Origin of the sequence: Aeromonas sp. HMWF016 (assembly GCF_963878195.1) — a bacterium.
Lineage (GTDB): Bacteria > Pseudomonadota > Gammaproteobacteria > Enterobacterales > Aeromonadaceae > Aeromonas > Aeromonas lacus.
The window spans coordinates 1-10,887 of the sequence record NZ_CAWNWX010000093.1; the positions used below are offsets into that span (position 1 = coordinate 1).

9 protein-coding genes, 1 pseudogene and 1 riboswitch are annotated in these 10,887 nt (G+C 56.6%); of the genes and pseudogenes, 6 read left to right on the forward strand and 4 right to left on the reverse strand.

Annotated elements, in window-relative coordinates; genetic code table 11:
- Positions 1-524: 524 nt before the first annotated feature.
- From AACS24_RS14860 to AACS24_RS14870, 3 genes and pseudogenes are all read left to right on the forward strand, one after another.
- Positions 525-821: an endonuclease toxin domain-containing protein gene (locus AACS24_RS14860; protein ID WP_339373340.1), complete on the forward strand. Its 297-nt coding sequence runs from the start codon at positions 525-527 to the stop codon at positions 819-821.
- A pseudogene (locus AACS24_RS14865) lies at positions 821-1,324 on the forward strand (contact-dependent growth inhibition system immunity protein). Before AACS24_RS14860 ends, AACS24_RS14865 begins: the two are co-directional and overlap by 1 nt.
- A gap of 204 nt (positions 1,325-1,528) precedes the next feature.
- A complete protein-coding gene (locus AACS24_RS14870) occupies positions 1,529-1,876 on the forward strand; it encodes a hypothetical protein (protein ID WP_108571145.1) in 348 nt (115 codons plus the stop codon).
- Positions 1,877-2,492: 616 nt separating this feature from the next.
- Here the strand turns inward: AACS24_RS14870 and AACS24_RS14875 are convergent.
- The 3 genes from AACS24_RS14875 to AACS24_RS14885 form a co-directional block, all read right to left on the reverse strand.
- The gene (locus AACS24_RS14875; RefSeq protein WP_043851430.1) at positions 2,493-2,810 is read right to left on the reverse strand and encodes a DUF190 domain-containing protein; all 318 of its coding nucleotides are present in this window, start codon (positions 2,808-2,810) and stop codon (positions 2,493-2,495) included.
- Positions 2,811-2,821: 11 nt separating this feature from the next.
- The gene (gene crcB / locus AACS24_RS14880; RefSeq protein WP_033116160.1) at positions 2,822-3,205 is read right to left on the reverse strand and encodes a fluoride efflux transporter CrcB; all 384 of its coding nucleotides are present in this window, start codon (positions 3,203-3,205) and stop codon (positions 2,822-2,824) included.
- Between the two features lie 67 nt (positions 3,206-3,272).
- Positions 3,273-3,349, reverse strand: a riboswitch (Fluoride riboswitch).
- Between the two features lie 293 nt (positions 3,350-3,642).
- The gene (locus tag AACS24_RS14885) at positions 3,643-4,377 is read right to left on the reverse strand and encodes a substrate-binding periplasmic protein (protein WP_108571146.1); all 735 of its coding nucleotides are present in this window, start codon (positions 4,375-4,377) and stop codon (positions 3,643-3,645) included.
- A gap of 172 nt (positions 4,378-4,549) precedes the next feature.
- On the opposite strand from AACS24_RS14885, the gene tesB reads away from it, so the two are divergent.
- Positions 4,550-5,416, forward strand: a complete 867-nt coding sequence (gene tesB / locus AACS24_RS14890; protein ID WP_042032451.1) for an acyl-CoA thioesterase II — start codon at positions 4,550-4,552, stop codon at positions 5,414-5,416.
- Between the two features lie 78 nt (positions 5,417-5,494).
- Here tesB and aceK read toward each other — a convergent pair whose 3' ends face one another.
- A complete protein-coding gene (gene aceK / locus AACS24_RS14895; RefSeq protein ID WP_108571147.1) occupies positions 5,495-7,222 on the reverse strand; it encodes a bifunctional isocitrate dehydrogenase kinase/phosphatase in 1,728 nt (575 codons plus the stop codon).
- A gap of 206 nt (positions 7,223-7,428) precedes the next feature.
- Here aceK and AACS24_RS14900 point away from each other — a divergent pair, with 206 nt between their 5' ends.
- Positions 7,429-8,133, forward strand: a complete 705-nt coding sequence (locus AACS24_RS14900; protein WP_064341568.1) for a tRNA/rRNA methyltransferase — start codon at positions 7,429-7,431, stop codon at positions 8,131-8,133.
- Positions 8,134-8,396: 263 nt separating this feature from the next.
- Entirely contained in the window at positions 8,397-10,856 is a 2,460-nt protein-coding gene (gene thrA / locus AACS24_RS14905) for a bifunctional aspartate kinase/homoserine dehydrogenase I (protein WP_108571148.1), read from the forward strand.
- Positions 10,857-10,887: the final 31 nt, after the last annotated feature.

Genomic DNA, 10,887 nt, shown 5'->3' on the forward strand with positions numbered 1-10,887 from the left:
ATATTAAGATATTTTGGGGTTAAAGGGTTTTAGGGCCGTAGGCTCGATTAGCGAACCGTAATCGGGTGCCCGCGAAATCAGGTGCTGTTATTATCAGGCGACTTAATGGGAATCTGGGCCACCCACCTTTTTGGTGTCTTATATTGCCAGCCAGCAGCCAGCAGCCAGCAGCCAGCAGCCAGCAGCCAGCAGCCAGCAGCCAGCAGCCAGCAGCCAGCCAGCCATGCTGGTCGCTCAACCTGACTCCCATCCGCCAAGATGACTTTTGCATCCATGTAACGAATTTTTGTTGGCCGTATCACCAGTGAAATAATCCGAGACGTGGTGGAAGAGTCGATAGCCTAATGGCGGAGTGGCAACAGCCTCCGATCCTGCGGTATTCGTGATGCCGATGCCGATGCCGATGCTGCTGATAGTGGGCGGATGTGCTGTGGTGCTTGCTATGCAGAGGGGCAGCCCCAAAAGTGGGTCTCGATATCGCCTCTTATGCCAGATAAGAGGCGATATAGCGATTTGATTACCAGATCGAAGGAAATCCGGGACACCCACCTAGTGCTAAAACAATGGATACCCAGACGATGGCGAAGCTGGCTAATCCAAATCAGGTGTATAGTTCCATTAAAGGGAATATTGATGCAGCAGCAAGGTTTGAAACTGCAAAACTTTCTGGTCAAGAAATACGTGCATCAATGATCTCTAACAGAGAAATCCAGATAGCTGTTCCCGCCAATACCACCAAGATACAATGGACAGAGATAAATCGAGCCATTGAGTATGGCAAAAATCAAAGTGTAATAGTTAAAGTGACACAGGTGAAGTGATGCAATTTAATCAAGATCAAGACTACTGGGCCAGTGTTTTTACTACACATGATTTTTTTAGTGTAGAAACTTATTCTGGATTAGGTCGGACTGGAAGTGACCCTCTTTTCCCATGTCATTTATTAACTCCTGATGTAGATGATGACTGTTTGGGAGGGACACTCTTACAAGCTTTGTCTGATAGCCGAACATTAACTGAACTGGCAGATCGTATTGAGTTTTTTGATCTAGAGAAAGGCAAAGAACGATACGCAGCCTGGATTGCGATGTTGATGGGGAAATATGGATATAAAACCAAACGAGCCCTGTTTAAGGACATGAAAAACTGCGGTATTCATCTGGTAAATGGCGTAATAACCATATCACCTACACGCCATGAAAAACTGGAAGCTTGAGGAAGAACTAAGGGCGATGGTTTAGAAGATGTCATTCTTTCTTTAGACTGCTCCCCAGCTGAAATTGGAGCTGGTTTGCGACTAGCATTAAGTCGTTGTAAAGGTTGACTTTATATATCAGGGGGAGGCTCGATTGGATTGAGTGCTCGATTAGCGGAGTATAATCGGGCATTTGCGAAAAGGGCGCGGGACTCAGCGTGTTTGCCAACAGGAAATCCGGGACACCCACCTTTTTGGATTTACTGTAAGATACTCTATTGGTGGTGATCGTCCAGCAATTATTGATTTTAAAAACTCTCCAGGTGGTATCTAATGACAGATCAAGAAATATATCAAAAAATTGGGCAGCTCTTAGTCGACGCTGGGCCATTAGATGCGAAAATAATAGTTGTCAGAGCAGAGGTTTTTCCTGAAGGTGATGGAGGTAAATACGAGTTTGATTATATTGATGATACAGGTAAGCTAAACTGGTTTGATCCTGATGGTCGCGCCGTCGGAGATTTGACAGAATTATTGGTGGAACTTAGAAAATATTTTATCACCAATGAACTAACTGCTGGCATAGGCATTTGGTCAGGCTGTGAAATTAGTCTGGCTGTAGAGAGAATGAAGCTGAGTGTTGAATTTATATATGATGTTCAGGGCCGCTTGCTCGATTAATGAATCGTAATTGGACATAGGTGAAAGGGGGGGGGCAGGGCCATCGGCTCGATTAGCGCAGCGTAATCGGGCGTTCGCGAAGAGGGCACCGAACTCAAGGATAATCTGGGACACCCAAGGATAATCTGGGACACCCACCTTTTGACAGAGGCGTAGTGCTGTTGTTGACTTGAGAGGTCACCGTTGAGGGATGTGCCATGACCATTGCCCGTTCACGTCAAATCAGCTTGCAGGATACGCCTTACTACCTGTACAGATCTAGTTAACACCTGACATCAGCCTTGCGCGGATGCCTTATATTATCGGCCTGCCATGCTGGCAAGCTGGTCGTTCAACCTGACTCCCATCCGCCAAGATGACTTTTGCATCCATGTAACGAATTTTTGTTCGCCGTATCACCAGTGAAATAATCCGAGACGTGTTAGAAGAGTCGATAGCCTAATGGCGGAGTGGCAACATCCTCCGATCCTGCGGTATTCGTGATGCCGATGCCGATGCTGCTGATAGTGGGCGGATATCCTGTGGTGCTTGCTATGCAGGAGGGCAGCCCCAAAAGTGGGTCTCGATATCGCCTCTTATGCCAGACAAGAGGCGATATAGCGATTTGATTACCAGATTAGCGATCGCCAGACATCCCGAACTCTATTGGCATCAAGGTATAAAACACACTCGTGTTGTGCTTCTTTAGCAGGTCGAAAATGAGGTTTACCTCGTTGTCAGTGACTGAAAACGTCACTTCCAATGGCTGGTCTGACAGTTCGAAAAAATGAGCCGAGTGCAGACGCCTGTCATGCCCAAGCCCTTCATTGGCAGCCAACAGGGTAGCCCCCTGAATACCGAGCTCTTTAGCCTGCTCGACCAGCCATTGTGCCAATGGTTGACCCTCGATTGAGCGATCCTGGCGAGTGTAAAATGTTAATTGATAGCCTTGCATAGATACTCCTGTCACATCCGTTGCAGCATTGACATTGACCACATGCCGGCAAGAGTCATAGCCAGCGAACCCAGTACATGGACACAAATCGCCCCCCCTGCCCAAGCCAATCGACCGGCCTGCAGTAATGAAGTGACTTCAGCAGAGAATGTTGAGAAGGTCGTTAATCCGCCGAGAAAACCGGTGATCACCAACAGCCGCCATTCAGGGGGGAGATTGGGGTTTGCGGAAAAGAAAGCGATAGCGATCCCGATCAGGTAGCCTCCCAGCAGGTTTGCCACGAGAGTGCCCAGCGGGAGGGTAGGAAAGATAGCGTTCAGGGATGTGCCGAGTAGCCAGCGAAATATGGCACCAAACGAGGCGCCAACGCTGATGGCAAGAATCGAATTAAGCATATAAATCGTCCTTTAGTGCAGAGACTCCAGGACAGTGGTGCATATGCTACGTAGCCCTGACCTGGACTGAAACGTAGGCATCATTAGCCACAACGGCGGTTTGTGTGCGTATGCATGTGGAGGAATGCCATCTCCAGTGCATGGATTGTATCTTTCGCAGAGAAAAAGTCGAGCCGCTGTTTGGTGTTATCGGCCAGCCATGCTGGCAAGCGGGTCATCCAGCCAAGCTCCCGTCCGATATGATGATTTTTGCATCCATGTAACGAGTTGCTGCTCTGCTGTATCACCAGTGAAATAATCCCATAAGTGGTTGCAGAGTGAGTCACCGAATAGCGGGTGGCAACTGCCTCCGATCCTCGGTATCCGTGATGCCAAGGCCGGTATGGCCAGGGGGGAGGGATTTGTTGCGGTGTCTGCGAGCAGGAGGGGCGGACGGATCAGTAGGCCTGGGCGTTCCATTTGTCGTTGAAGTCGTGGATAAACTTCTCCCCCTCTGCGTTGCGGGAGGTGACCAGATAGAAGGTGACGTTCTGGCGAAACAGCGAGAGGCGGTAGAGGGCGGCATTGTCCTCCTCCGAGAGGCTCTTTTTCGAGGTGTCGTTGATGGGCACCAGATCGACTTTGCCCTTTTTAAGCAGCTCGACGCACTGGTTGAGGCGGTTGGTGGTTCTGACTATCAGCCCCTGATCGTTGATGACCCGTTCGATGGCATCGGAGAACCACCCCTTGGGCACGCAGGCGGTTTTTTGCTGCCAGGGCGGGGATTCCAGCCCCTTCTTGTCGGGTGTGGTGTACCAGGACTGGATATCGAAGGCGATGGGGGTGCTGAACAGCAGGCTGTTGCTGCGCTCGTTGGTCCAGGTAAAGGGGAAAGCGGCGATGGCGTTGCCCAGCTCGATGTTTTTAAGTCCGCGTGGCCAGGGTTGATAGGAGATCTGCAGATCCGGGTGGCCAGCCTCTTTGAGAATGGTGAGCACCTTGCTTGCCAGCTCGCCGCCGTTGGCCAGTTCCGCAGAGGAGTAGGGGGGCAGTTCGCCGGTGATGATCACCGCGCTCTGCGCCGCGCTGGCAGGGAGCAGCGAGAGCGCAAGGAGAGGGGCAAGCAGCGGATGGCGCAGGCGCAATAAAGGGTGGTGAGCGACAGAGGGGGTGAGTGGATAACGAATGTGCATGGCTGGTGACCTCGCCTCGATCGACTTTTTTCAGATTAACGGTTTCACCGGGGAAAAAACAGATTCGAAGCGCACTGTTTCTGCGCCTTCCGGGCGACATGAACGGACGCGTGGCGGTTGCTCTGCTCCGGTGAGCTTGTTAGCCTGTGCGGCTCTGACAGAGGAGTGAACAATGAGCAAGGTACTTGATGGGCTGCTGGCGTTGCTGGCGCTGGAAAAAATCGAGGAGGGCCTGTTTCGGGGCCAGAGCCAGGATCTCGGTCTGCGGGCCGTGTTTGGCGGACAGGTAATGGGGCAGGCCTTGTCAGCCGCCAAGCAGACGGTCGAGACCGGTCGGCAGGTTCACAGTTTTCACTCCTACTTCCTGCGTCCGGGGGATGTGACCCGTCCCATCGTCTATGACGTGGAGAATATCCGTGACGGCCAGACTGTCTCCACCCGCCGGGTCAAGGCGATTCAGGGCGGCAAGCCCATCTTCTATCTCAACGCCTCGTTTCAGGTGCCGGCCGATGGCTTCGAGCATCAGGCGCAGATGCCCACCGGCATCACCCCGCCGGAGGAGCTCAAGAGCGAGCTGGAGCTGGTGCGCCCCTACGAGAATCTGATCCCGGCCTCCCTGCGCGACAAGATCCTCTGCGAGCAGCCCATCGAGATGCGCCCGGTGACCCTGGTCGACCCTATTCGGCCGACGGTGCAGGATCCGGTGCGCCACGTCTGGTTCAAGGCCAACGGCCAGATGCCGGACGATCTGCGGGTGCATAAATACCTGCTGGCCTACGCCTCCGACTTCAACTTCCTGCTCACCTCGCTGCAGCCGCACGGGGTGTCGTACTGGGAGCCGGATATGCAGGTGGCCACCATCGATCACTCCATGTGGTTCCACCGGGATTTTCGCTTCGACGACTGGCTGCTCTACGTGGTAGACAGCCCGAGCGCCAGCAGCGGTCGCGGTCTGGTGCGTGGCCAGTTCTTCACCCGCGACGGGGTGCTGGTGGCGAGCACCATGCAGGAGGGGGTGATCCGCCGTCGCGGCAGTTAAGGCGCAAAGCGGATAGCAAAACGGGGTGGCTTGGGCCACCCCGTTTTCGTTGCTGCGATGTGCGCGGGCTCTGCGGACTCAGCCACCGCGCTGGTACTTGAAGCGCTTCTTGCGCCGGTAGGGATAGACATCCTCGAACACCCCCACCTTGATGTTGCTCTGCAGCATCTTCCAGTAGTTGGCGTCGAACATCTCCTTGTGCAGTTGCAGCATGATCTCGCGCACCTGCGGCTTTTGCAGCAGGAAGGTGGCGAACTCCTCGGGGAAGATGTCGTTGGGGGCGACCGAATACCAGGGCTCGGCGCTCCACTCATCCTCGGGGTAGCGCGGCGGCGGGATCTGGCGGAAGTTGCACTCCGTCATGTAGCAGATCTCGTCGTAGTCGTAGAAGACCACCCGGCCGTGGCGGGTGACGCCGAAGTTCTTGAACAGCATGTCCCCCGGGAAGATGTTGGCCGCCGCCAACTGCTTGATGGCGTTGCCGTACTCCTCCAGCGCGAGCCGGGTCTGCTGCTCGTCCGCCTTGTCCAGATAGAGGTTGAGCGGGATCATCTTGCGCTCGGTGTAGAGATGCTTGATCACCAGCTTGTCGTCCGTGATGGTGAGGGCCGAGGGTGCCACCGTCTTGAGCTCGGCAAGGAGCTCCGGCGAGATGCGATCCAGCGGAAACTCGAAGTTGGTGAACTCCTGGGTATCGGCCATGCGGCCAACCCGGTCGTGCTGTTTGACCAGCCGGTACTTCTCTTTGACCTGCTCGTGACTCACCTCCTTGGGCGGGGTGAATTCGTCCTTGATCACCTTGAACACCACGTCGTAGGAGGGGAGGGTAAACACGCTCATCACCATCCCCTTGATGCCCGGCGCGATGATGAACTGATCCCGACTCTGGGCCAGATGGTGGCGGTAGTGGCGATAGAGCTCGGTCTTGCCGTGCTTCTGGCAGCCGATGGCGTTGTAGATCTCGTAATCGGGCTTGTGGGGCATGATCTGGCGCAGGAAGGCGACAAACAGTGCCGGTTCGCGGGCATAGACCATAAAGTAGGCGCGGGCGAAGCCAAAGACGATGGAGGCGAGATCCGGCTCGAAGATGACGGTGTCCACATAGATGCTCTGGCCGGTGCTGAGCAGGGGCAGGATAAAGGGGAAGACCTGATCCTTCACCCGAATAAGCCCCACCAGATAGGCCCCCTTGTTGCGGTAGAACACCTCTTTCAATAGCTCGATGGCAAACGGCTCTTCATGGAGGATTTGTGGGCCGTTTTCGGCAAGATGGCGGTGAATGTCGACAATATCCCGCTGCTTGTCCTCATAGGGGAGGGTGAAGCTGTAATCCCCGAGCAGCTGGCTCAGGGTCTGCGGCAGGTGGGCCAGATCGGTGCGATAGATGCGCAGCAATGCGCTCAGATCGGGCTTGTCGCCGCGGCTGACGAAGGGGTGGATATAGAGGTTCTCGTCGCGGATATTGCGATGGCGAAAGATGCGGCGATAGACGGAGTTGAAGAAGGACTCCGCCACCTCGAAGTTCTCGCACTTGGGTAGCAGATCGCTGAAAGCCCCCTTGACTCGCTTGAGCAGCTCCTGGGTGGCGTGGTGCTCTCCCATCATCTGGCGGATGGAGCTGGCAGTGGCCCCCACATGGTGGTCATAGAGGCGAATGCGCTCGCGCCCCGCCAGCTGCACTCCCAGCCAGTCGCTGTTCTCGAAGCGGCTCTTGCTGCCGCGGGTGATCTCGAGAAACCGGCTGTAAAACGACTCGAAGCGTTGCAAGATAGTCTCGGCGACGGCCTGTTCCAATGGCTGCTGCATCTCTCTCTTCCTTGTGATCTGTCGGGCCGATAGCGCGAAGGATTGGGTGTAATTTGTTCACACGTCAGGCCACTATCGCAACATTCAAACGTCTGTTCAAGTGGCAATTTTCGGGGATAAACGGTAGATTGCGCCCCTGTTTTGGTGATGGTTTAGCGACTGTTTGCTGTCTGTTTGAGAGGCCGTACGGCCTGTGAGGAAACCCGATGAAGCTCTATTTTGTCCTGGTGGCACCTGCCCGACCTGCGAACGTGGGGGCGGCTGCCCGCGCCATGAAAACCATGGGATTCGATGCCATGCGACTGGTGGCTAGCCGGGTACACGAAGAGGAGGAGGCGAGCTGGGTGGCTCACGGTGCCCAGGAGATCCTGACTCAGGCCGAAGCGTTCGATACCCTGCCCGAGGCGCTGGCCGACATGGATCTGGTGATCGCCACCACCGCCCGTGAGCGCGGTCGCTACCAGCACTACCTCACGCCGGGGGAGATCCGCGAGCAGATCCGCAGCAAGCCTTCACTCAACAAGGTGGCCATCGTCTTTGGCTGCGAGGAGTCGGGGCTCTCCAACGAGCAGCTGGCCGAGGTCGATCTCATCAGCTATCTGCCCCTCAAGGTGAGCTACCCGTCCCTCAATCTGGGGCAGGCGATCATGCTCTACGCCTACGAGATGAGTCAGCTGATGGATGAGCTGAACGCCGACGGCGCCGCTGCGGTAGCAGAAAATTTTGATAACGCCGGGCAGGTTCGGGTGCTGAAAAGCAAAACAGCAGAATTACTTGGTGAACTCGGAGTTTCGCAGGATGAAAAACTACATCAGTGGGTGATGGACCGGGTACCCATGCTGCCGCAGCGGGATTTGAACATGCTCCACCTGCTCTGCAAAGACCTTGCGCGCCGCTTTGGGCGCGAGTAGCGAAGAGGTTTAAGTTGACAGCCCATCGCCCGCCGCGGTATTGCTAAAAGCCAGCTTCGTCAACGAGTGTTCGTCATGCAGTTATTCACCAACGTCATCACCACCACCATTATTACCGGTACCACCACAGGTGGCACTGGGGCCGGTTGATGCGCTGACGAACAAGCACAGAAATCAAAAAAGGCCCGTACCCACCCAGTACGGGCCTTTTTGTTGGATTGGTTTTTAGATTGAATTTCATAGATTTACAGGGAGAGAAAGCGATGAGAGTGTTGAAATTTGGCGGGTCTTCACTGGCCGATGCAGAACGTTTTTTACGGGTGGCCGATATCGCGGTCAACACCCACGGCCAATCTCAGGTAGCCCTGGTGCTCTCTGCACCTGCCAAGGTGACCAATCATCTGGTGGCGCTGGTGGAGCAGACCAGTCGCGGCATGGATGCCAGTTCCACCCTGTTTGAAGTCAACGGCATCTTCTCCCGCCTGCTGGCCGGGTTGAAGGCGGCCTATCCGGCGCTCGATGACAAGGCGCTGCTGGCCCGTCTCACCGCCGAGCTGGATCAGGTGGAGCGCCTGATGCAGGGCATCCGTCTGCTGGGCCTCTGCCCTGACAACGTGCAGGCGCGCATTCTGAGCCGTGGCGAGAACCTCTCCATCGCCTTTATGCACGAACTGCTGCGGGTGCGCGGTCTGGATCTGGAGCTGATCGTGCCGGAAGAGCTGCTGGTCACCGATGGCGGTTATCTGGAAGCTCATGTCGATATTGAAGCCTCCCGCCTGCGTTTTGCCGCCAAGGGATTACGCAGCGACTGCCTCTACCTGATGCCGGGCTTTACCGGTGGCAGCGACAAGGGCGAGACCGTGCTGCTGGGTCGTAACGGCTCCGACTACTCCGCCGCCGTCCTGGCTGCCTGCGTCGATGCCGAGTGCTGCGAGATCTGGACTGACGTCGAGGGCTGCTACAGCTGCGACCCCCGTCTGGTGCCGGATGCCTACCTGCTGAAAACTCTCTCCTACAAGGAGGCGATGGAGCTCTCCTACTTCGGCGCCAAGGTGCTGCACCCGAAAACCATCGCGCCGGTGGCCCAGTTCCATATTCCCTGCCTCATCAAGAACAGCTTCAACCCGCAAGGGCCGGGCACCCTGATCGGCCCCGAGAGCGGCGACGATGACCTGAAAGTGAAGGCCATCTCCGACTTGTCCGGCATGTGCATGTTCAACGTCTCCGGCCCTGGCATGAAGGGGATGGTCGGCATGGCCGGTCGCATCTTCTCCGCCGTCTCCCGCGCCGGGGTCAGTATCGTGCTGATCACCCAGTCATCTTCCGAGTACAGCGTCAGCTTCTGTATCCACAGCTACGACAGCGAGAAGACCCGCAAGGTGCTGGAGCGCGAGTTCGAGCTCGAATTCAAAAACCAGCTGCTGGAGCCGCTGGATATCATCAGCGATCTGGCGATCATCTCCCTCATCGGTGACGGCATGCGCACCAGCAAGGGGATGGCAGCCCGCTTCTTCACCTCGCTGGCGCAAGCCTCCATCAATATCGTCGCCATTGCGCAGGGGTCGAGCGAGCGCTCCATCTCGGCGGTGGTGCGGGATCGCAAGGTGGCGGAAGCCATCAAGGCGTGCCACCAGAACTTCTTTGGCAGCCAGCAGTTTATCGATCTCTTTGTGGTCGGGGTCGGCGGCGTCGGTGCCGCGCTGGTGGATCAGATTGCCCGCCAGCAACCGGTGCTGGCCGAGCAGGGCACTGGCCTTCGCGTGGTCGGCATCGCCAACAGCCGCCAGATGGCGGTCAACAAGGATGGCCTGAACCTCGCCAACTGGCGCGAACAGCTGGTGGAAGCCCGCGACAGCTTCTCGCTGGAAGGGGTGAAAAAGCTGGTGGAAGATAGCCACATCATCAACCCGGTGATCGTCGACTGCACCTCCTCCGAGGCGGTGGCCGTCCAGTATGCCGACTTCCTCGCCGCCGGTTTCCATGTGGTCACCCCGAACAAGAAGGCCAACACCGGCTCGCTCGATTACTACAAGGCGCTGCGCCGCACTGCCCGCCAGACTCGCCGCAAGTTCCTGTACGAGACCAACGTCGGCGCTGGCCTGCCGGTTATCGAGAACCTGCAGAACCTTATCAAGGCCGGTGACAAGCTGCGTGCCTTCGACGGCATCCTCTCCGGTTCCCTCTCCTTTATCTTCGGCAAGCTGGACGAGGGGATGGCCTTCTCCGAGGCGACCAACATCGCCCGCGGCAACGGCTTTACCGAGCCGGATCCCCGCGACGATCTCAACGGAATGGATGTGGCGCGCAAGCTGCTCATTCTGGCCCGCGAGGCCGGCATGGCGCTGGAGCTCTCCGATGTCGAGGTGGAGCAGGCGCTGCCGCCGGGCTTTGACGCCAGCGGCGATGTGGAAGCCTTTATGGCCCGCCTGCCGGAGGCTGACGGCTGGTTCCGCGACCAGTTCGCCGCGGCCCAGCGTGAAGGCAAGGTGCTGCGCTATGTGGGGTCGATTGAAGGTGGCAAGTGCAAGGTCGCCATCAAGGCAGTCGGGGCCGACGAGCCGCTGTTCAAGGTCAAAGACGGGGAGAACGCGCTCGCCTTCTTCTCCACCTACTACCAGCCGATCCCGCTGGTGCTGCGCGGCTACGGCGCCGGTACCGAAGTGACTGCCGCTGGCGTCTTTGCCGACGTGCTGCGCACCCAGAACTGGAAGCAGGAGCTATAAGCATGAGTTCAGACATGTACCCCTCTTGTAT

Bases quoted from the DNA above. Each gene is read 5' to 3' on its own strand.
- crcB (WP_033116160.1), bottom strand. From the start codon at position 3,205: ATGCTTAATTCGATTCTTGCCATCAGCGTTGGCGCCTCGTTTGGTGCC.
- thrA (WP_108571148.1), top strand. From the start codon at position 8,397: ATGAGAGTGTTGAAATTTGGCGGGTCTTCACTGGCCGATGCAGAACGT.
- aceK (WP_108571147.1), bottom strand. From the start codon at position 7,222: ATGCAGCAGCCATTGGAACAGGCCGTCGCCGAGACTATCTTGCAACGC.
- AACS24_RS14900 (WP_064341568.1), top strand. From the start codon at position 7,429: ATGAAGCTCTATTTTGTCCTGGTGGCACCTGCCCGACCTGCGAACGTG.
- AACS24_RS14870 (WP_108571145.1), top strand. From the start codon at position 1,529: ATGACAGATCAAGAAATATATCAAAAAATTGGGCAGCTCTTAGTCGAC.
- AACS24_RS14885 (WP_108571146.1), bottom strand. From the start codon at position 4,377: ATGCACATTCGTTATCCACTCACCCCCTCTGTCGCTCACCACCCTTTA.
- AACS24_RS14875 (WP_043851430.1), bottom strand. From the start codon at position 2,810: ATGCAAGGCTATCAATTAACATTTTACACTCGCCAGGATCGCTCAATC.
- tesB (WP_042032451.1), top strand. From the start codon at position 4,550: ATGAGCAAGGTACTTGATGGGCTGCTGGCGTTGCTGGCGCTGGAAAAA.